At 56.4% G+C, this 21,482-nt stretch carries 15 protein-coding genes, 1 tRNA gene and 1 pseudogene; 8 read left to right on the top strand and 9 right to left on the bottom strand.

Annotation, left to right across the window (positions count from 1 at the left end; all coding sequences use genetic code 11):
* Nucleotides 1-31 precede the first annotated feature (31 nt).
* Genes EIEH_RS14390 through EIEH_RS14400 form a run of 3 tightly spaced genes read left to right on the top strand, consistent with a single transcriptional unit; the run spans nt 32 to nt 6,962 of the window.
* Nucleotides 32-2,392: a type I restriction-modification system subunit M gene (locus EIEH_RS14390; RefSeq protein ID WP_015869953.1), complete on the top strand. Its 2,361-nt coding sequence runs from the start codon at nt 32-34 to the stop codon at nt 2,390-2,392.
* Nucleotides 2,392-3,717 carry a restriction endonuclease subunit S gene (locus EIEH_RS14395; protein WP_015869954.1) on the top strand — a complete coding sequence of 442 codons (1,326 nt, stop codon included), beginning with the start codon at nt 2,392-2,394 and terminating at the stop codon, nt 3,715-3,717. The genes EIEH_RS14390 and EIEH_RS14395 overlap by 1 nt, the downstream gene beginning before the upstream one ends.
* Nucleotides 3,714-6,962 carry a type I restriction endonuclease subunit R gene (locus EIEH_RS14400; RefSeq protein ID WP_015869955.1) on the top strand — a complete coding sequence of 1,083 codons (3,249 nt, stop codon included), beginning with the start codon at nt 3,714-3,716 and terminating at the stop codon, nt 6,960-6,962. Before EIEH_RS14395 ends, EIEH_RS14400 begins: the two co-directional genes overlap by 4 nt.
* A 491-nt stretch (nt 6,963-7,453) precedes the next feature.
* On the opposite strand, the gene EIEH_RS14405 is transcribed toward EIEH_RS14400, so the two are convergent.
* A tRNA-Ile gene (locus EIEH_RS14405) sits at nt 7,454-7,529 on the bottom strand.
* 141 nt (nt 7,530-7,670) lie between these two features.
* On the opposite strand from EIEH_RS14405, the pseudogene mug reads away from it, so the two are divergent.
* Nucleotides 7,671-8,143 (top strand): annotated as a pseudogene (gene mug, locus EIEH_RS17975) (G/U mismatch-specific DNA glycosylase).
* Nucleotides 8,144-8,267: 124 nt separating this feature from the next.
* Here the strand turns inward: mug and rpoD are convergent.
* The 3 genes from rpoD to rpsU all read right to left on the bottom strand — a co-directional run bounded on the left by rpoD (nt 8,268) and on the right by rpsU (nt 12,490).
* Nucleotides 8,268-10,103 carry an RNA polymerase sigma factor RpoD gene (rpoD, locus tag EIEH_RS14410; protein ID WP_015869958.1) on the bottom strand — a complete coding sequence of 612 codons (1,836 nt, stop codon included), beginning with the start codon at nt 10,101-10,103 and terminating at the stop codon, nt 8,268-8,270.
* Between the two features lie 235 nt (nt 10,104-10,338).
* Nucleotides 10,339-12,087 (bottom strand): DNA primase, encoded by a 1,749-nt coding sequence (dnaG, locus tag EIEH_RS14415; RefSeq protein ID WP_015869959.1) that lies wholly within the window; start codon nt 12,085-12,087, stop codon nt 10,339-10,341.
* A 187-nt stretch (nt 12,088-12,274) separates the two neighbouring features.
* The gene (rpsU, locus tag EIEH_RS14420; protein ID WP_005295814.1) at nt 12,275-12,490 is read right to left on the bottom strand and encodes a 30S ribosomal protein S21; all 216 of its coding nucleotides are present in this window, start codon (nt 12,488-12,490) and stop codon (nt 12,275-12,277) included.
* Nucleotides 12,491-12,703: 213 nt separating this feature from the next.
* Here rpsU and tsaD point away from each other — a divergent pair, with 213 nt between their 5' ends.
* Complete coding sequence (gene tsaD, locus EIEH_RS14425; protein WP_015869960.1) at nt 12,704-13,729, top strand: tRNA (adenosine(37)-N6)-threonylcarbamoyltransferase complex transferase subunit TsaD; 1,026 nt, start codon at nt 12,704-12,706, stop codon at nt 13,727-13,729.
* A 21-nt stretch (nt 13,730-13,750) separates the two neighbouring features.
* Here the strand turns inward: tsaD and plsY are convergent, their stop codons facing one another.
* Nucleotides 13,751-14,419, bottom strand: a complete 669-nt coding sequence (gene plsY / locus EIEH_RS14430; RefSeq protein ID WP_015869961.1) for a glycerol-3-phosphate 1-O-acyltransferase PlsY — start codon at nt 14,417-14,419, stop codon at nt 13,751-13,753.
* 178 nt (nt 14,420-14,597) lie between these two features.
* Here plsY and folB point away from each other — a divergent pair, with 178 nt between their 5' ends.
* Nucleotides 14,598-14,963 (top strand): bifunctional dihydroneopterin aldolase/7,8-dihydroneopterin epimerase, encoded by a 366-nt coding sequence (folB, locus tag EIEH_RS14435; RefSeq protein ID WP_015869962.1) that lies wholly within the window; start codon nt 14,598-14,600, stop codon nt 14,961-14,963.
* 48 nt (nt 14,964-15,011) lie between these two features.
* Nucleotides 15,012-15,830 carry an undecaprenyl-diphosphate phosphatase gene (bacA, locus tag EIEH_RS14440; RefSeq protein ID WP_015869963.1) on the top strand — a complete coding sequence of 273 codons (819 nt, stop codon included), beginning with the start codon at nt 15,012-15,014 and terminating at the stop codon, nt 15,828-15,830.
* A gap of 33 nt (nt 15,831-15,863) precedes the next feature.
* On the opposite strand, the gene EIEH_RS14445 is transcribed toward bacA, so the two are convergent.
* The 4 genes from EIEH_RS14445 to EIEH_RS14460 form a co-directional block, all read right to left on the bottom strand.
* On the bottom strand, nt 15,864-17,108 hold the full coding sequence (locus EIEH_RS14445) for a multifunctional CCA addition/repair protein (RefSeq protein WP_015869964.1): 1,245 nt from the start codon (nt 17,106-17,108) through the stop codon (nt 15,864-15,866).
* A 116-nt stretch (nt 17,109-17,224) separates the two neighbouring features.
* Nucleotides 17,225-17,842, bottom strand: coding sequence for a TIGR04211 family SH3 domain-containing protein (locus EIEH_RS14450; RefSeq protein WP_015869965.1), 618 nt, complete (start codon nt 17,840-17,842; stop codon nt 17,225-17,227).
* A 208-nt stretch (nt 17,843-18,050) separates the two neighbouring features.
* Nucleotides 18,051-19,316, bottom strand: a complete 1,266-nt coding sequence (locus EIEH_RS14455) for an inorganic phosphate transporter (protein ID WP_015869966.1) — start codon at nt 19,314-19,316, stop codon at nt 18,051-18,053.
* Nucleotides 19,317-19,338: 22 nt separating this feature from the next.
* Complete coding sequence (locus EIEH_RS14460) at nt 19,339-20,019, bottom strand: TIGR00153 family protein (protein ID WP_012847336.1); 681 nt, start codon at nt 20,017-20,019, stop codon at nt 19,339-19,341.
* A 150-nt stretch (nt 20,020-20,169) separates the two neighbouring features.
* Between EIEH_RS14460 and EIEH_RS14465 the strand changes: the two genes are divergently transcribed.
* Nucleotides 20,170-21,474 carry a CYTH domain-containing protein gene (locus EIEH_RS14465; protein ID WP_107775294.1) on the top strand — a complete coding sequence of 435 codons (1,305 nt, stop codon included), beginning with the start codon at nt 20,170-20,172 and terminating at the stop codon, nt 21,472-21,474.
* The last annotated feature ends 8 nt before the right edge of the window (nt 21,475-21,482 follow it).

A 21,482-nucleotide genomic window follows, 5' to 3' on the forward strand; every position in this document is an offset into this window, starting at 1 on the left:
CTCCAGGGCTGCAATCTCTTCCGAGGGTTTCATGACTAACACTAACTTTTCTCAAACGGCTGCGTTTATCTGGTCGGTGGCTGATCTGCTGCGCGGTGACTTCAAACAGTCTCAGTATGGGCGCGTGATCCTGCCCTTTACACTGTTGCGCCGTCTTGAGTGTGTGTTGGCGGAGAGCAAAGATGCGGTGGTGGCGAAATACGATGAGTTAAAAACCAGCCCACTGCCGGAAGAGGCCAAACAGAAGTTCCTGCTGCGCGCCAGCGGGCTTGCCTTCTTCAATACCTCGAAGATGGATCTGGGCAAGATGGGGCAGAACGACATCAAAGCCAACCTGGAGAATTATGTCCAGGCGTTCTCGCCCGATGCGCGAGAGATCTTCGAGCATTTCAAATTCAGCGAGTTTGTCGGCCTGTTGGAAGATGCCAACCTGCTGTTCAAAGTGGTGAAGAAATTCGCCACCACCGATCTCAGCCCGAAAGCGATTTCCAACTATGAGATGGGCCTGGTGTTTGAAGAGCTAATCCGTCGTTTCGCGGAAAGCTCTAACGAGACCGCCGGTGAGCACTTCACCCCACGCGATATCGTGCGTCTGACCACTTCGCTGGTGTTTATGGAGGATGATGAAGCGCTGACCCAGGATGGCATCATCCGCACCATTTATGATCCGACGGCGGGGACCGGTGGCTTCCTCTCTTCGGGTATGGAGTATGTGCATGAGCTGAACCCAAACGCGGTGATGCGTGCCTTTGGTCAGGAGCTGAACCCGGAATCCTACGCTATCTGTAAAGCCGACATGCTGATCAAAGGTCAGGACGTCAGCCGTATTAAGCTGGGTAACACCCTCTCTAACGACCAGTTACCGCAGGACCAGTTCGACTACATGCTCTCTAACCCGCCGTTTGGCGTGGACTGGAAGAAGATTGAGGGCGAGATTAACGACGAACATATGCAGAAGGGCTTTAACGGTCGCTTTGGTCCGGGCCTGCCGCGTGTTTCCGACGGTTCGCTGCTGTTCCTGATGCACCTGATCAGCAAAATGCGCGACAGCCACAATGTGGATGGCAGCGTGAGCAACGGTGGGCGCATCGGGATCATCCTTAACGGCTCCCCGCTGTTTACCGGTGGTGCGGGCAGCGGCGAAAGCGAAATCCGCCGCTACATTCTGGAAGCCGATTTGCTGGAAGGCATCGTCGCGCTGCCAACCGACATGTTCTACAACACCGGCATTGCTACCTACGTCTGGATCCTCTCCAACCAGAAGGCTGCGGAGCGTAAAGGCAAAGTCCAGCTGATTGATGGCAGCAACCTGTGCGGCAAGATGCGTAAATCGCTGGGCTCCAAGCGTAACCTGATGGGGGACGACGACATCAAACTGATCACCCAGACCTTCGGGGATTTTAAGGTGATGAATGCCACCACCCTGGAAGCACTGGGGCTGGAAAAAGCCGCCGAGCAAAAATCCAACCGTGGTCGTCAGCCTGCCACCGCCAAAGCCGAAGCGCCGAAAACCTTCGCCAGCAAAATCTTTAACAGCACCGACTTTGGCTATCGCCGCCTGACCATTGAGCGCCCGCTGCGGTTATCCGCTCAGGTGACGGATGAGGCGATTGCGACGCTGCGCTTTGCGCCGAAGCCGTTTAATGTGCCGATGGAACGCCTGTATGACGAGTTTGCGGTCCAATGGCAGGCGGAGAGCTATGGTGATCTCTCCGAACTGGAAGCCGAAGCGCGCGCCATCATCAAAGCCGAATTTGCCGAGCTGAAAGAGAAGCAGATTAAAGACCTGCTCGACAGCAAACTGTGGCTGGCACAGCGTAGTTTAATGGAAAAAGCGCAGCAGATTCAGGCCGCTCTGGGTACGCAGGTGGGCGGTAAAACGCAGGTCAGCAATGACTTCAACCAGTTTAAGCTGACCCTGAAGGGGGCCATCAAGACGGCGGGCGTGAAGCTGGATGCGAAAGAGAACAAGCAGTTTATCGACGCTATCACCAGCAAAAATCCGGATGCCGAGCCGGTGGTGAAGAAGGTGCTGAAAGAGGCCGCTCAGCCACTGTACGGTGCGTTTGAATACAAGGGCAAGGTGGTGGAATTTGAACAGGACGGCGAACTGCGTGATAACGAAAACGTGCCGCTGAATCCGGCGCAGTCTACCAGCAACCTGATTGAAAACTACGTCCAGGCGGAAGTGCTGCCCCATGTGAACGACGCCTGGATCAACGCCGATAAGCGCGATGCCAAAGATGGCGAGGTGGGGATTGTCGGTTACGAGATCCCGTTTAACCGCCATTTCTATGTCTACCAGCCGCCGCGCCCACTATCCGAGATCGATGCCGATCTGGATGCGGTCAGCGCCGAGATGATGAAGCTGCTGCAGGAGGTACATTCCTGATGGCTAACTATAAGGCGTATCCGGAGTATAAGGATTCTGGAGTTGAGTGGCTGGGGCTAGTGCCTGAGTCTTGGACTATTTGTAGATTGAAAAACTTGGCGGCAATAAAAAATGGCCAGGATTATAAATCTGTTCAAACTGATGATGGCTATCCAGTTATGGGGTCAGGTGGACAGTTTACGTTCGCATCTAAATTTATGTATGACAAGCCATCTGTATTACTTGGACGCAAGGGAACTATCGACAAGCCATTATATATAAATGAGCCATTCTGGACTGTTGATACAATGTATTACACGGAATTAAATGAAGGTTTTGATGCAAGATATCTTTATTATCTTGCACTCACGATACAGTTTTCTCGTTATTCTACAAATACAGCCCTGCCAAGTATGACTCAGGAGCACTTGAGTAATTATAAATTTTCCGTACCAAAGGCTGAATCAGAACGGAAGAAAATAACTAAGTTTTTAGATCACGAAACCGCAAAAATCGACAACCTGATCGAGAAGCAACAGCAACTGATTGAACTGCTGAAAGAAAAGCGCCATGCAGTGATTAGTCATGCCGTTACCAAAGGGCTAAACCCTGATGTGCCGATGAAAGACTCTGGTGTTGAGTGGTTGGGGGAAGTGCCGGAGCATTGGACTATTTCCACATTAAAACATCATGCAAAATTTATCGATGGTGACAGAGGAAGTGAGTATCCTAATGATAATGATCTTGTAGATGATGGAGTTGTTTTCCTTTCTTCAAAGAACATTTCTAATTGGGAGATAAATATTGATGATGCAAATTATATTTCTCGCGAAAAATTCAATCGCCTAAATAGAGGTAAAGCTATAAACGGTGATGTAATTGTTAAAGTTAGAGGGAGCACGGGGCGAATCGGTGAGTTAGCTATTTTTGAAACTGAGCGGTTAAATAAAAGCACTGCCTTTATAAATGCCCAAATGATGATTATTAGATTAAAAAATAGTTTCAATAATCGTTTTTTGTGTAATGTTGCACAAGGTCATTATTGGATGGAACAATTAAATGTCGGCGCATATGGAACTGCTCAGCAACAACTAAATAATGCTATTTTCTCAGGTATGATTATGGTTGTTCCTCCTATAGATGAACAGTTAACAATTAATAAATTTTTAGAATTAGAGATTAAGCGCTTTGATGGTCTGATTAAAAATACATCTAATATGATTCAACTTATTCAGGAACGCCGCACCGCCCTAATCTCCGCCGCCGTCACCGGGAAAATCGACGTCCGCGACTGGGTTGCGCCAGATACACAGGAAGCAGAGGAGCCACAGGAGGTCAGCGCATGAGCATGGACAGCACCAAAGAGCGGATTTTCCAGGATGAGATGATCGCACAGATGATCGATCGTGGCTGGGTTCGCGGCAAAACCGACGGCTACGATCGCGAACGTGCGCTGTACTCGCAGGATGCACTGACCTTTGTGCAGACCACCCAGCCGCAGGAGTGGGAGAAGTTTACCAAAGTTTATCCCAGCGATACCGAGCGTCATTTCCTCGATGCGCTGGTGGCGCAGCTAAAAAAAGCGGATATCAATGCCACCGATATGCTGTCGCGTACCTACGGTACCCTCGGCGTGCTGCGTCATGGCATCAAGAGCCACAATGCGCGCTTCTCCCTGTGCCAGTTTAAGCCGGAACATAACCTCAATCCGCAAACCCTGACGCGCTACCAGCAGAATATCTGCCGCCTGGTGCCGGAGCTGGTTTATAGCCCGCATGCCTCGAACGGCGCCTTTGCAGAAACCGGCGTCAAGGCCAAGAAATGGCGTATCGATCTGGTTCTGTTCGTCAATGGCCTGCCGATAGCGACCCTGGAACTGAAGTCTGAATTTAAGCAGACAGTGCAAAACGCCATTACGCAATATAAGAAAACGCGTTTGCCCAAGGATCCCGGCACCAATAAACCCGAACCGCTGCTGACCTTTAAACGTGGGGCGCTGGTGCATTTTGCCGTCAGCCAGTACGACGTGTTTATGACAACCAGACTCGACGGCGATAAAACCTTCTTCCTGCCGTTTAATAAAGGCACCCATGACGGCGGTGCGGGGAACGACATCCCGGAAGATGCCAACGACTATGCGACCAGTTACCTGTGGAAAGAGGTGCTGCTGCCGGACAATCTGCTGAAAATTCTCGCCAGTTTTATGCATCTGCAAATCGTCGAAAAAGAGAACGCCCTTGGCCTGAAGTACAAAAGCGAGAGCCTGATTTTCCCACGCTATCACCAGTGGGATGTGGTGAACAAACTGATCACCGCCGCCACGGTGGAAGGCACCGGCAATAAATACCTGATCCAGCACAGCGCGGGGTCGGGCAAATCGAACTCTATCGCCTGGACGGCCCATCAGCTTTCCCGCCTGTACGATGAAAATGGCGAGAAGCAGTTCCACTCGGTGATTGTGGTGACGGACCGCACCGTGCTCGACGATCAGCTGCAGGACACCATCTATCAGTTCGAGCATCAGGATGGCGTGGTCGGGCGGATCAATAACAAGGAAGGCGACGGTTCAAAATCGGAGAAGCTGGCCAGCGCGCTGGAAAACTCACAGCCGATCATTATCGTCACCATCCAGACCTTCCCGTTTGTCCTGAAGGCGATTGAAAACAGCGTCAGCCTCAAGCAGCGTAAATATGCGGTGATTGCCGATGAAGCGCACTCCTCGCAGAGCGGCTCAACGGCGCGACAGCTGAAAGAGGTGCTGATGACCGAAGAGGCGGATGACGATGTGGAGATGTCCTCAGAGGATATTCTGGATGCCACCGTCGCCGCGCGTCGAGGCAGCAGCAACCTCAACTATTACGCCTTCACCGCCACACCGAAAGCCAAAACCCTGGAGCTGTTTGGCCGTCGCCCGAATCCGCTGGAGCCGGCATCGAAAACCAACAAACCGGAAGCGTTCCACGTTTACTCCATGCGTCAGGCCATCGAAGAGGGCTTTATTCTTGATGTGCTGAAGAACTACACCAACTACAAGGTGGCGTACAAGCTGCTGCAAAAGCTGGGCGATCCTGACCGGGAAGTGGACAGCAAGAAAGCCAAGGTCAAACTGAACCAGTGGGTCTCGCTGCACGATTATAACGTGTCGCAGAAGGTGAGGGTGATCGTTGAACACTTCCGCCAGCATGTGATGCACTTACTGGCCGGTCAGGCCAAAGCGATGGTGGTGACCAGCTCGCGTAAAGCGGCGGTGCGTTACAAGCTGGCGTTCGATAAATACATCGCCGAGCGCAAGTACGCCAAGATCAGCGCGATGGTGGCGTTCTCCGGGGAAGTGGAGTTCCACGAAGATGACCACAACAGCCTTGCGCTGCTTCATCAGAAGTTCACCGAGATCAATATGAACCCGGGCCTGAAAGGCCGGGATATGCGTAAAGCGTTTGATACCGATGAGTACCAGGTGATGCTGGTGGCCAACAAATTCCAGACCGGGTTTGACCAGCCCAAGCTGTGTGCCATGTATGTGGATAAGAAGCTGGGCGGCGTGGAGTGTGTACAGACCCTGTCGCGCCTGAACCGTACCTATCCTGGGAAGGCGCAGTCCGGCACCTTTGTGCTCGATTTCTACAATGAGCCTGAAGATATTTTGGGGGCTTTCCAGCCCTACTACCAGACCGCAGAACTGACGGATGTCAGCGATCCGCAGTTGGTCTTTGAACTTTATGAAAAGCTGCGTACCAGCGGCATTTTCCTATGGAACGAAGTGGAGCAGTTCTGCACGGCGTTCTTCAGCAAAAACAAATCCAACGCGGCCATTAGTAATATCTGCAAACCGGCGGTGCAGCGCTGGAAAAACCGCTACACCTCGGCGATTGATGCCTATCTGCTGGCCAAAGAGATGTTTGAACGCACCAGGAAGACCGGCGATATTGTGCTGATCACCAACGCGGAAAACACCTTCAAAGAGTGCGAGAAAGAAAAAAGTAAGCTGGATATCTTCAAGAAAGATCTCGGCAGCTTTGTCCGCTTTTACGAGTTTATGTCGCAAATCGTCGATTACGACGACAAGAACCTGGAAAAGCTGAGCCTGTTTGCCCGCCATCTGCGTCCGTTGCTGCATGAACAGCGTATCGAAGAAGACGAGATTGATTTAAGCAACGTGGAGATGAGCCATTATCGCCTGTCGAAGCTCCACGAACAGCATCTGAAGCTGCAAGAGGATGCAGAAGATGACAAAATCAAACCGGGTAATGAGGTCGGTACGGCGAAGCCGAAGGACAAGAAAGAGGAGTTTCTGTCGAATATCCTGGCCCGCCTTAATGAGCTTTTTGTCACCGATAATCTCACCGATAAAGACATGATTAATTATGCCTTCGCGGTGCGTGACAAGTTGTCAGAAAACCAGGCGGTGATGACCCAGATCGCCAACAATACGCGCGAACAGGCGATGCTGGGCGATTTCCCACAAGCCATTGATGATGCCGTGATGGACAGCAACGACGCCCAGCAAGAGATGATGCTGCAATACCTCTCTAACCCTGAGCTGGCGAAAGGCTTTGCCCGGGTGGTATTTGATATGTTGAAAGGGGCTTAATTGTTGCACTGATTGGGAGCAATAGAGCAGGAAATCACCGAGAACAGATGATGCGCCTGCTCTGTTCCTTCTGACTTCTTGAGTTAGTGGCGTTCATTTACAGGAACAAGCTATGCCTACCGTAGGTTGGAGGTCGAGTCCGTCAAGGTGGTGTAAATTGTATTAGCCGCCAGCGGATTTCACTCCAGCTTTATACCCCTCTTGGTAAGGATCTGAGCCTAATGGCGTTATTGGGCCGATTGGCGCAACTGGAGGGATCACGTTCCCTTGCACTGATTTGTATCCGTCCCTGTATCCGCGAGCATACTCCTCTTGATGACTCATTATTTCTCTCCTTTAGCATTCACTAGAGGATCAGGATACGGAGATTTTATCGAAAACGACAGTTTGATTTGATGGCTGGCTCTAGCATGACATACCTGTAGATACCTGACTTAGGTATCCTAGAAAAGAATAAGGACCTGCGATCTCTCGCAAGTCCTTGTTTTGTTTGGTGGCCCCTGTTGGGTTTGAACCAACGACCAAGCGATTATGAGTCGCCTGCTCTAACCACTGAGCTAAGGGGCCGAATGGCGAAGATTATAGAGTAAATCAAGGAGGAAAATCCAGTGCTTGCGCAGCGGACGCCGCTTTTTTGAACATAGCTAGCCCATTGTTATTACGGTAAGATTTCGGGTATGACGAGAATGCAAAGGCGACGTGACAAGCGTGGACATTTTGACAACCGGGCTACGGGTGGTGTTTTGCGGTATCAACCGGGGACTGAGCCCGGCCCGGGTGATCATTTTGCCAATCCGCGTAACCGTTTCTGGTCGGTGATCCATCTGGCGGGTTTTACCGATCGTCCGCTGGCGCCCCAGGCGGAGCCTCATCTATTGATACCGGCTGTGGGATTATCGCGCTGGTACCGCGTCCCCGATGGCAACGGCTGCTGAACTGATTGCTGCGGCGCTGCGCACCGGGGTGATGTTCAGCAGGCGAAGATCACGCGTTACCAGCCGCAGGCGCGGACAGTACTGGGTAAACAGGCTTTTACCCAGGCGTTTGGGATTCGCCGCCCCGCCTGGGGATGCCCGGCGCTGCGTATCGACGGGACGATGCTATGGGTGTTACCTAACCCCAGTGGCCTGAGCAGGGTGATACCAGCCGCGCGGGTAGACAGCTATCGGGAGCTATATTAACGTTGATGTCGCAGGGGCATAGCGAGCGGGTTGGCGATATTCTGACGGGCGCGCTGCCGCGCTGAAAAAGAAAAACCCCGGTCAGGCGGCCGGGGTGGGTATGCGTAGCGTGGCCGGAACGGATTTAGTCGTCCAGGAAGCTGCGCAGGACTTCAGAACGGCTCGGGTGGCGCAGCTTACGCAGCGCCTTGGCTTCGATCTGGCGGATACGCTCGCGGGTAACATCGAACTGCTTGCCGACCTCTTCCAGGGTGTGGTCGGTATTCATATCGATACCAAAACGCATACGCAGGACTTTCGCCTCGCGGGCGGTCAGTCCGGCCAGTACGTCGCGGGTCGCGGAGCGCAGGCTTTCAGAGGTTGCGGAATCCAGCGGCAGCTCCAGAGTGGTATCTTCGATAAAGTCACCCAGATGCGAATCTTCATCGTCACCGATCGGCGTTTCCATGGAGATCGGCTCTTTGGCAATCTTCAGCACCTTGCGGATCTTGTCTTCCGGCATCATCATACGCTCGGCCAGCTCTTCCGGCGTCGGCTCACGCCCCATCTCCTGCAACATCTGGCGTGAAATACGGTTGAGTTTATTGATGGTCTCAATCATATGCACCGGGATACGGATAGTGCGCGCCTGATCGGCGATAGAGCGGGTGATTGCCTGGCGGATCCACCAGGTTGCGTAGGTGGAGAACTTGTAACCGCGGCGGTATTCAAACTTATCGACCGCCTTCATCAGGCCGATGTTACCCTCCTGGATCAGATCCAGGAACTGCAGGCCGCGGTTGGTATACTTTTTAGCGATGGAGATAACCAGACGCAGGTTAGCCTCAACCATCTCTTTCTTTGCACGGCGCGCTTTGGCTTCGCCGATGGACATACGACGGTTGATGTCTTTGACCTGTTCAATGGTCAGGCCGGTCTCTTCTTCAATCTGGTGCAGTTTCTGCAGGCTGCGCTCGACTTCCTCACGCATATCCTTGAGTTTTTCGCCCCAGGGTTTACCCATGGCCAGCGCGGCGTCAAACCAGGTGATGCTGGTTTCGTTGCCGGTAAACAGGGTGATGAAGTTTTTCTTCGGCATCTTGCTCTGCTCAACGCACAACTTCATGATCAGACGTTCCTGACCACGAACGCGATCCATCATTTCGCGCATGTTGCTGACCAGATAGTCAAACTGTTTCGGCACCAGGCGGAACTGCTTGAAGATTTCAGACAGATTCTGGATCTCTTCCTGTGCCTTGCCGCTGCTACGCCCTTCGGCCTTGATGGCCAGACGGGTTTTTTCGTACTGCTGGCGCAACTCAACGAATTTCTGACGAGCCAGCTCTGGATCGATGCTGTTGTCATCGTCGCTGTCATCGTCCTCGTCTTCGTTCTCATCCCCGTCGTCGTCCAGCTCCTCTTCCGGCAGCTCGGAACCCACGTGGGTTGCGGTTGGGGCCATATCCTCTTCGGCGTTGGGATCGACAAAGCCGGTGATCAGGTCGGACAGACGTGCTTCGCTGGCCTCAACGCGGTCATACTGCTCCAGCAGGTAGGTGATGGCCTCCGGATATTCGGCAACGGAACATTGAACCTGGTTGATACCGTCCTCGATACGCTTGGCGATATCGATTTCCCCTTCACGGGTCAGCAGCTCAACGGTGCCCATTTCACGCATGTACATGCGTACCGGATCGGTGGTACGGCCAATTTCGGATTCGACACTGGACAGAACCTGTACCGCCGCCTCTGCGGCGTCTTCGTCGGCAATGTTCTCCGCCAGCATCAGGTCATCGGCATCCGGTGCTTCTTCCATCACCTGGATGCCCATGTCATTAATCATTTGGATGATGTCTTCGATCTGATCGGAGTCGACGATATCTTCCGGCAGATGGTCATTGACCTCAGCATAGGTCAGGTAGCCTTGCTCCTTGCCCTTGGTAACAAGAAGTTTGAGCTGTGACTGCGGGTTTTGCTCCATAAGACGGTATCCACACTTCAGAGTTTGAATTGGTGTTGGTCGGATTATCTATGACCGCCAACGATGCTTAAGGCCCGGATTATCAGGGCCGTACGCGGGTTACTTTCATTCGTCGCCGCTCCCCGGTATTGCGGCATGCAGGGGCTACATCCTGCGTGGTATCGGCAATCAAGCCGCTAAATTTACTATTAAGTTTAGTCACCGCCCTATTAATGCCGACGGTGTTTATTATGCGTTAGTTCTTTTTGGCCAGCGCCTCATTCAGTGAGCGCACCTCTTCGCGCTCCGCAGGCGTCAGCCCGTCGGTTCTGGCTCGGGCGATGAGCTGCTCCAGGCGCTGCTCCAGCACGGCGTCGTACAGACTGCCGAGGGTATCCACGAAGGTTTCGAGCACCATGGGCTCAATAATCATGTGGTTCCACGTTGCCAGCGTTTCAAGCTGCGACGCATATTTATTATCGCGATACAGCTCCAGCAATTGCCCGGTAGTCAGCCCCGGCTGCGCCAGACAGGTTTCTACCAGCTCGATAAACAGCGGTAGGCCCGGCAACGGGTGCTGGTGTAATCCGTCCAGCGTCGGTACTTCGGCAGCTAACGCCGGGTTTTGTACCAGCAATGCGATAAGTATACGCATAGTCGTTGGTTTTAACCGCGGCGGCTGATAATTCTTTACCGCTTCGCTGCGCCGAGGCAGCAGCTTTTCCAGCTGGCTGTCGTCGAGTATTCCCAGCTTCTGTCCCAGCGACTGGCGCAGATACAGACGCAGTGTCTCGCCGGGCACCTGGCCGATAAGCGGCAGCGCCAGCGCACTCAGCTTGGTCCGGCCATCCGGGGTACTCAAATCGACCTGCGGCAGCAGGCTGTCGAACAGAAAGGTGGACAGGGGATGCGCATCGTTCATTCGCCGTTCGAAGGCTTCGGCCCCCTCTTTGCGGATCAGCGTATCCGGGTCTTCCCCCTCGGGTAAAAACATAAACTTCAGCTGACGGCCGTCGCTCAGGTAAGGCAGTGCGGTCTCCAGCGCGCGCCAGGCAGCCTCGCGCCCGGCGTTATCGCCATCGTAACAGCACACGACGCTGTCGGTATGGCGGAACAACAGTTGGATATGCTCGGCGGTCGTGGAGGTTCCCAGCGACGCCACCGCATAGTTGACGCCATACTGCGCCAGCGCGATGACGTCCATATAGCCTTCGACGACCAGCAGACGCTCCGGCTGCGCGGCGTGCTGCAGCGCCTCATACAGGCCAAACAGCTGGCGGCCTTTATGGAAAATCTCCGTTTCGGGCGAGTTCAGGTATTTCGGCGTGCCGTTGCCCAGAACCCGACCGCCAAAGGCGATCACCCGCCCGCGTTTGTCACGGATGGGGATCATGATACGGTCACGGAAACGATCGTAGCTGCGACCGTTCTCGTTATTCACCAACATTCCGGCGTCGTTGAGCGCTGTGCGCCCGCCCGCGTCGCGGCCAAAGCGTTTCAGGGCGTTGTCCCAGCCCTGCGGCGCGTAGCCGATGGCAAAGCTATCCATAATGGCCTGGCTCATACCGCGCCCGGTCAGGTATTGCTGCGCCTGCGTCGCACCCGGTTGGCGCAGGGACTGCTGATAGTAGCCGCATAGGCCATCCATCAGCTGATACAGATTCTGGCGCTGATGCCGCTCCATCTGGCTCGGTCCGCTGCCGGACTCATAGGGCACTTCCAGCCCCGCCATGGTCGCCAGCTCTTCTATGCTTTCGACAAACTCAAGCCGATCATAGTTCATCAAAAAATCAATGGCGTTGCCGTGGGCACCGCAGCCGAAGCAGTGGTAAAACTGTTTGTCCGCGTTAACGGTAAACGAGGGCGTTTTTTCCGAGTGGAATGGACAGCAGGCGTGGTAGTTCTTCCCCTGCTTCTTAAGTTTCACACGCGCATCGACCAGCTCGACAATATCGGTACGAGCCAACAGATCGTTGATAAATACGCGTGGGATTCGTCCAGCCATAAGCCCTTTACAGTGGTTGTCCGCCGTCGGCGTTGAGAGGGCGACAGGCAAACAGTTTTACAGCCTCTAAACGAGAACAAGCCGCGCTTTCCTTTCGGAAGGCACGGCCTTCGTATGTCATTGCCCGTGCGATACAAACAACGACATGGTCTGTGACCTGGATTCGACGGGGAAAACCCCGGTCAAATTAGTACAGACGAGTGCGGCGTGCGTTTTCGCGAGCCAGTTTCTTAGCGTGACGTTTAACAGCAGACGCTTTAGCGCGCTTACGTTCGGTGGTCGGTTTTTCATAGAATTCACGACGACGAACTTCAGCCAGGATGCCTGCTTTCTCGCAGGAACGTTTGAAGCGACGCAGAGCTACGTCGAACGGCTCGTTTTCACGTACTTTAATTACCGGCATGTGCCTCTCACCTCGATAAAAATCGGTATTTTCGCTGGCCATGCGCCAGCTGTTCAAAAATGGTGCGGAATTTTAATCCGAACAGCACCCGCTTGTAAAGCGCTGTCTTATCCTTCAACGGCGATGGGCCGCAGTAAGAAAGCGAAATAGTATAGCAGAATTGTGCTATTATGCGCCACTTTGAGTTGTACTGAACGTGTTGTTGGAGCCGCCATGCGTATTCTGGGGATCGAAACCTCCTGTGATGAAACCGGTATCGCCATTTACGACGATGAAAAAGGGATCCTGGCCAATCAGCTGTATAGCCAGATTAAACTGCATGCTGACTATGGCGGTGTGGTCCCGGAGTTGGCGTCGCGTGACCATGTGCGGAAGACCGTGCCGCTGATCCAGGCGGCGCTGCGTGAGGCGGATCTGACCCCGGCGGATTTGGATGGCGTGGCCTATACCGCCGGTCCGGGGCTGGTCGGGGCGCTGCTGGTCGGGGCGACCGTCGGTCGGTCGCTGGCGTTTGCCTGGGGCGTGCCGGCGGTGCCGGTACACCACATGGAGGGGCATCTGCTGGCGCCGATGCTGGAGGAGAATCCTCCGGCGTTTCCGTTTGTCGCGCTGCTGGTCTCCGGCGGCCATACCCAGCTTATCAGCGTCACCGGCATCGGCGAGTATCGCCTGCTGGGAGAGTCGATTGACGACGCTGCAGGAGAGGCCTTTGACAAGACGGCCAAGCTGCTGGGGCTGGACTATCCCGGAGGGCCGGTTCTCTCCAGGATGGCGCAGCAGGGTGTGCCGGGGCGCTTCGTGTTCCCGCGTCCGATGACCGATCGACCGGGGCTGGACCTCAGCTTTTCCGGTCTGAAGACCTTTGCCGCCAATACGATTCACGCCAACGGCGATGACGCGCAAACCCGCGCCGACATTGCACGTGCCTTTGAAGATGCGGTGGTGGATACGCTGGCGATCAAGTGCCGTCGTGCGCTGGATCAGACCGGGTTTCAGCGCCTGGTAATGGCTGGCGGCGTGAGCGCAAACCGTGCGCTGCGCGGGCGTCTGGCGCAGATGATGCAGCAGCGTGGCGGCGCGGTGTTCTATGCCCGTCCGGAGTTCTGCACCGATAACGGCGCGATGATCGCTTATGCTGGTATGGTGCGTCTGAAGAGCGGCGTCGATGCCGATCTGTCTATCAGCGTACGCCCGCGTTGGCCGCTGGCGGAGCTGCCGCCGGTGGCAGCTCGCAGTTAACTCCACGCGGCGTCGGCGTATTCAGCGCGGCGTCTGCGGTTCGTCATCATGGGGGGGCGAGGCTGAGGCTGGCCTCTCGCTATTCTGGGCGCTTTTAGCGCCCTTTTTCCTCCAGATTTTTCCCTCTTTTCCACGCCATAGACGCTGGATATTATCGTGGTGACGCACCAGGATAAGACAGGAAAGCATGGCCACCGGGAAGGTAAACTGCGGCTTAAACCACCAGACGTAGAAGGGGGCGATCAGCGCGCTGACGATGGCGCCAAGGGAGGAGTATCCGCTCAATAGCACGGTCAGCAGCCAGGTGCCGACCATCAGTCCGGTCAGATCCCAGCCGATGGGGGCGATGGCGCCAAAGGCGGTCGCGACGCCTTTACCGCCGCGGAAGCGAAAGAATACCGGGTAAATATGGCCCAGACAGGCTGCAATGGCCGTCAGGCCGAGGTAAAAGGGGGACATCTCCAGCGTATAGGCCAGCCAGACCGGGATCATCCCCTTAAGTACATCGAAGATCAGTACGGCGGCGGCGGCTAAGCGCCCACCGTTGCGCAGCACGTTGGTTGCTCCGGGATTACCAGAACCATTTTCCCTCGGGTCGGGGAGTCCGGCCGCTTTGCAAACCAGAATGGCGCTGGAGATGGAGCCGCACAGGTAGGCGAAAATAATCATGCCTAACGCAGTCGCACTCATGGATTCATCTCCGTCTTGAGTAAAAGAGAAATCAGGGTGTTGAGCCACCGTACGCCCGCTGGCCAGTCACCCATGCCGCAGCATGGATTAGTGCGCGACAGCGCCGGATATCTGTGGATAATACGCACATTCTACAAGAAGTGGTATCCGAAGCAGGCTAAAAAACGGGAATCGCGTGATGGACATCGTATTTATCGAAGGGTTGACTGTCGTCACCACTATCGGGGTATTTGAGTGGGAACAGACGATCCGTCAGAGGCTGGTGTTTGATGTCGAGCTGGGGTGGGACAACCGCCGTGCCGCACAGAGCGACGACGTGGCGCACTGCCTGAGCTATGCCGAGGTGAGCGAGGCTATCCTACAGCACGTAGAGCCGAATCGCTTTGCCCTGGTCGAGCGGGTGGCCGAAGAGGTTGCCACTCTGTTGATGACGCGCTTTAACAGCCCCTGGGTTCGCCTGCGTGTGAGCAAGCCGGGCGCGGTCGCCCAGGCGCGCAGCGTCGGGGTAGTGATTGAGCGCGGTTGCCGCACGGCAGGTGTCTAACGTTTTACGGCCCACAGGCCGTCTGTACTAAGAAGGGAATGAGAATATATGGATCTGCATACGCTGCTTAATGCGTTTATTCTGGGCATCGTCGAGGGATTGACGGAGTTTTTACCGGTCTCTTCCACCGGTCATATGATTATTGTTGGCCACTGGCTGGGTTTTGAAGGGGATAAGGCGAAAACGTTTGAGGTGATTATCCAGCTGGGCTCGATCCTGGCGGTAGTGGTGATGTTCTGGCGCCGCCTGTTCGGGCTGATCGGGATCCACTTTGGTCGCCCGGTGGTGCACGAAGGACGTGGTCAGGGGCAACTTCGGCTGGGCCATATTGTGCTGGCGATGATCCCGGCGGTGGTGCTGGGGCTGCTGCTCCATGATTTTATCAAGAGTCTGTTTACTCCGTTGACGGTGGCCTATGCCCTGGTGGTAGGCGGTCTGCTGCTGCTGGCCGCCGAGTGGTTAAAACCGGCGCAGACGCGGGCTGTCGGGCTGGATGACATTACCTACCGTCAGGCGTTTATGATCGGCTGCTTTCAGTGTCTGGCGTTGTGGCCTGGCTTCTCCCGCTCAGGGGCGACGATCTCCGGTGGTATGCTGATGGGCGTGAGTCGCTACGCAGCGTCAGAGTTCTCCTTTCTTCTGGCGGTGCCGATGATGATGGGCGCCAGTGCGCTGGAGCTGTACAAAAGCCTGCCCTATCTGTCGCTGGGCGATTTGCCGATGTTCAGCGTGGGGTTTGTTACCGCGTTTATCGTTGCGCTGATCGCCATCAAGACCTTCCTGAACCTGATCAAGCGGATCTCCTTTGTGCCTTTCGCCATTTATCGCTTTATCGTGGCGGCGGCGGTCTATCTGGTATTCTGCTGAGCGGGCGGCGGACGCCCGCTGCCGTTTTCCCCGCTATTCCGCGTTTAAGGCCGCCTCCTGGGCGGCCTTCCAACTTTTGAGCGCCTGTAGACGCCGCGTCTGTAATTCTTCGCGGATAGCCGCCCCCTGAAAACCATCGGTGATGACGTTGCATACAGCAACCTGCGCGGCCTGGTGGTAGGCGGCACGCAGATAGCCGGCCTGCGGGTAGGGTTGATCCTCCAGACCGGTGCGCCCGCGGGCGTCGGCCTCGCTGCACAGGATCATTTGCTGCAGGCGCTGGGGGCGGCGCCAGACGTCAATGGTGTCCAGCAACTTGAGCAGCGTCGCGGGGCGAAGACGCTCCACCGTGTGGATCAGATCGTGATATTCGGCGACCAGCAGCGCCAGATCGCGCACCGGGTTTGGGGTGCGCAGGCGCTGGCACATCTCCCGCACCAGGCGTACGCCTGCCGGCCCATGGCCGTGATGGTGGGGCCAGAAATTGGGGTTAGTCAGTCCCTTGCCCACATCGTGGGTCAGCGCGGCAAAGCGCACGGCGACGTCGTCGCTCAGATGGCTGGCCATAGCCAGGGTAAGCAGGGTATGGATGCCGGTGTCGATCTCCGGGTGCCACTGGGCGGGGGCCGGTACCCCGAACAGCCGATCGATCTCCGGGAACAGCACCGCCAGCGCGCCACAGTCGCGCAGCACCTGAAAATAAACCTGTGGCACGGGGCCGGACAGCGCTTTCTCCGTCTCTAGCCAAACCCGCTCCGGCGTCAGGTGGGCCAGCTCACCCTGCTGACTCATTTGCTGCATCAGTGCCAGAGTCGGTGCGGCAACCTCAAAGCCCAGCGGTGCGAAGCGGGCGGCAAAGCGGGCGACGCGCAGCACGCGCAGCGGGTCTTCGACAAAGGCCTCTGATACGTGGCGCAGCTGACGCTGCTGCAGGTCCTGCAGGCCGCCGTAGGGATCGATCAGCTGGCCTTCATCGTCCTCCGCCATCGCATTGATGGTCAGGTCGCGCCGCAGTAAATCCTGCTCTAGGGTAACGTCCGGGGCGAAATAGGTGCTAAAGCCGGTGTAGCCCTGGCCGGCCTTGCGTTCGGTGCGCGCCAGGGCGTACTCCTCTTTGCTGCGCGGATGCAGAAATACCGGGAAGTCCTTGCCGACCTGCTGGTAGCCCTGTGCCAACAGCGTCTGCGGCGCCGCGCCGACGACGACCCAGTCGCGATCCTGGGTGGGAAGCTGTAGATACTTGTCGCGCACGGCGCCACCGACCAGATATGTCTTCACGTGCCCACCTCGGTAGAGAATCGACAAAATGTTAATCTTATGTTACTGCAAGCGTCCATGGACGGCAATCGGCCGCCCCAGTGAAAAAACGCCGCGGGCAGCGGCGTTGTGGGGGATCAGTTCATCCAGCGCTCTTTCCTGCGCCGGGGCAGCAGGCGCGGTAGCAGCAGGCCCAGCAGGAGGCCTGCGCCGGCGACACCGCCGCCGTATAGGAACCACTGCAGGATAATGGCCCGCTTTTTGTCATCCAGCTGCGAGTTGAGGGCGCCGAGGTTTTTTTGCGCGCTGCTTAGCTGTTGACGCAGCTGCTGATTCTCCGCTTGCAGGCGGGCGATCGCATCGTCGCTGCCGGCGACTTTGCTTTGCATCTCTGCGGTTTTTTGCTGCCATTCACCGTCGATATGGCTGAGTTTGGCCGTCAGGGCTGAGAGCTGAGCCTCCAGCGCGGGTACGCGGGTGCGCAGGCTGGGCTGGTTGCTGAGCTGATCGAGGGGAAGCCAGCCGCTGCGCCCTTTGGCATCGCGGATCTGGGCAAACTGGCTCTGTTGATTAATGTCCAGCAGCGTGACCGGATCGCCTGCGTTGATCGTGCCGGAAATGCGGTATTGGTTACCCGGTCCGCTATGTACATAGGTACTGAGCGCATCGGAAATAAAGCGCTGTTCTTCTGCGTGGCTCTGAAAGGTCAGACAGAGGCTGAGCAGGGGCAGGAGTAACCGGCAGAATAGGTGCATGGCGATAATCGGTTCGTTGGTTGAGGGAATTGGGCTGATAGTAAGGGGAAGTATACGGTGAGGCAATGAAAAATCTTAAAATGAGAACTGTCCGAGCTATTTATCGCGTAACTCCGGCATCTGGCACGGTAGCCGTTATAAAAAACCGGCCGCAGAGGGAGACTCTGCGGCCGGTTTATTGCTATTTATTGGTGAAATGGGCAGATAATTAGCCGAAGACCGCCTGCAGCAGATAAAACAGAGCAATGGAGAGCGCGGCTCCCGCGGGCAGGGTCACAATCCATGACGCGACAATGTTACGTACCACGTTAAGGTTCAGTGCCGCAATACCGCGGGCAAAACCGACGCCCAGCACGGCGCCGACCAGCGTCTGGGTGGTGGAGATCGGCAGGCCGGTACCGGAGGCGATCACCACCGTTGAGGCGGTGGCGAACTGGGCGGCAAAGCCACGGCTCGGGGTGAGATCGGTAATACCGGTGCCCACGGTTTCCATGACGCGACGGCCCATCAGCGCCAGACCCACAACGATACCGATACCACCCAACGGCAGGATCCACCAGACGATGGGAGAGGTGCCGGCCAGCACGCTCGGATCGCGCACGATGGCGACGATGGCAGACAGCGGCCCAATGGCGTTGGCGACATCGTTAGAGCCGTGGGCAAAAGCCATGGCGCAGGCGGTGATGACCATCAGCAGACTGAATACCCGCTCAACGCCGCGGAAGTGATCCTGCTCATCGGCGTCATCGGTAAAGGATTTGCGCGACAGATACAGATAGCCGCCGAGCATGACCAGTAGAGAGACCAACAGTGAAATCAGCCAGGTCTCCCCGTCCGTCAGGTGCAGGCCGACGTGCTTTAATCCTTTCTTGATGGTGACCAGCGAGATAACCAGCGCGGTCAGGAACATATACACCGGGCCAAAGCGGCGGGCGTTAGCGAAGGGGTTTTCGGTGTTAAAAATCAGCCGCTGGGCGCTGAGGAAAATGCCATAGGCCACCACCCCGGAGATCAGCGGTGTGATAATCCAGCTGCCGACGATCCCCTTAACGCCGTCCCATTCGACCGCTTCGGGGCCGACAGATACGCAGGCAAAGCCGATGATGGCACCGATGATGGAGTGGGTGGTGGAGACAGGCCAGCCCATCAGCGAGGCGACGATGAGCCAGATGCCGGCGGCCAGCAGCGAGGCCATCATCCCGAAGACCAGCGTCTGGGGATGACCGGCGAAGGCATTGGTATCAATGATGCCGCTGCGGATGGTTTGGGTGACTTCACCGCCGGCCAGGTAGGCGCCGGCGAATTCGAAGATCATGGCGATGACGATCGCCTGACGGATGGTGACGGCGCGGGCGCCTACGGAGGTTCCCATCGCGTTGGCGACGTCGTTGGCGCCGATGCCGATAGCCATCAGCAGGCCAAAGAAGGCCGCCACCATGATCAGTAATGAGCCGTGATTGGCAATGATTTCCATCTATTGTGTCCGGGTGTGGTGATTAACTACGGGCCAGCATCAGTTCCAGCCGGGAACCTACGCGCAGCGCTTTATCGGCAAGGCCGCCGACCCACTCAATGATTTGATAGAGAAACATGATGTCGACAGGGTTGAGCTGGTGCTCAAGGGAGAGCAGGGTCTGGCGTAACAGGATCTGCTGATGGTCGGTATCATCTTCGATATGATCCAGTTCCATCACCATCTGCTCGACCAGATCGGCTTCGCGGCCGCGAAAGCCGGTCTCCAGCAGTTCATCCATTTCGTGAATAACTTTGCTGGAGAGTGCGGTCGCATCCAGGCAGCGCTGCAGGTAGCTCACAAAGTCAGCCTGCATGACGGCGGGGATTTGCAAGCGACGGCCGATGACCCGCCCGGCGATGTCCTTGGCACGGTTGGCCAGACGATCCTGTTGGGTAACCAGCTCCAGCATGTCACCGCGATCGACCGGCAGAAAAAGACCGCGTGGTAATTTCAGTCGGATTTCGCGTTTCAGCGTGTCAGCCTGCTTTTCCAGGTTGGAGATCTGTTCACGGATCTCCTGCGCCTGATCCCACTGCTGCTGCGCGGTGGCGGCAAAGAAGGGAACCAGCAGGCTACAGCATTCGTGCACGCGGCTGGCGTGCTCTTGAAGCGGTTTGAGCGGAGACTTGGCAAACAAGCCTAAAATAGTATTTACTGGCATCACTCATGCACCTTAAATTGATGGTTTTCTGCGCATAGTTCGTCAGAAAGGTGCGCATGGTAACTGATGTGCCCGGCATTGGACACCGTTTTTACATTTTTTACCGAGCAATGCTGAATACCTCGGTAAAACCTTAATATGACAGAAAAAATGACCGTGGAAATTGAACTGAAATTCATCGCCCTCCCGTCCGCTGTACACGAATTGCCCGCGAGTCTGGCCCGCTGGCCTCTTCAGCATACGCCCGCCCAAGCACTGAGCAATATCTATTATGAGACGGAATGTCAGACTTTACGCCGCCATGATATGGGACTGCGGATCCGCGGATGCGATGGCGCCTATGAGATGACCCTGAAAACCGCCGGCAGTGATGTTGGCGGCCTGCATCAGCGGCCGGAGTACAACGTTGCGCTGGATGCACCGCAGCTGGATCTCCGTCGCTTTCCAGCGCAGGTGTGGCCGGATGGCTGCGATGTCGACGCACTGCAGGCGGCGCTGCAGCCGCTGTTCTCGACCGATTTTCAGCGGGAGAGGTGGGTGGTGACGTACCGTGAGAGCCAGATTGAAGTGGCGCTTGACCGGGGCGATATTTGCGCCGCGGGGGAGCGTGAGGCGCTGCATGAAATCGAGCTGGAGCTGCTGCAGGGCGAACGGGGCGATCTGCTCGCTTTTGCCGAACAGTTGCTGACGCTGGATGGGATCCGGATGGGGGCCATGAGTAAGGCCGCCCGCGGCTACCGTCTGGCGGCGGGAAATGCGGCGCTGCGGCGGCGGGCGTTTCCGCTGCTGCGGCCCGCGGTACGCGCCAGCGTCGAACAGGGCATGTCTGCCGCGCTGACACAGATCCTGGCGCACTGGCAATACCATGAAGAGGCCTGGCTGCGGGGAGATGCGGAGTCCCGGGATGGGATCCAGGAGGCGCTGGTAGCGTTGCGGCAGAGTTTGACCCTCTTCGGCGGCATCGTGCCGCGTAAGGCCAGTGCGACGCTACGCGCCGGACTGAGCGCGCTGGAGGCACAGATACAGCAGCCGGCGTGCGCGGCGCAGACGTTGTGCTATGGCCGGGAATCCCTGACTACCCAGTGGGCACTCACTCGCTGGTTAGCCGAGTCTGGCTGGCGAGCCTATCTCGATGCGGCGGGAAGCGCCAAGCTGTCCGGCTCGTTCAAGCGCTTTGCCGACATCATGCTGGGACGCTGCGGCGCGGAGCTGAAGGCGCTGTTTGCCCTGGTACGTCATCCCCAGGAGTATCAGGACAAACTGCCGCGTCTGCAGCATCAAATTCTGGCGATCCGCTTGCTGGGCGGCGCGTATGGCGAGGCGGCGGTAGACGGCTATCTGGCGCCGTGGCAGACGCTGGCGCACGCCATTGCCCATCCCGCCGCGGCAACACCGGAGGCCGCCTGCGCCCAGGCGCTGCATCAGCCGGCCTTTTGGCGCAACGGCGCGCATTAATTCGGTGA

It is taken from the genome of Edwardsiella ictaluri ATCC 33202 (assembly GCF_000264785.1).
Taxonomy (GTDB): domain Bacteria; phylum Pseudomonadota; class Gammaproteobacteria; order Enterobacterales; family Enterobacteriaceae; genus Edwardsiella; species Edwardsiella ictaluri.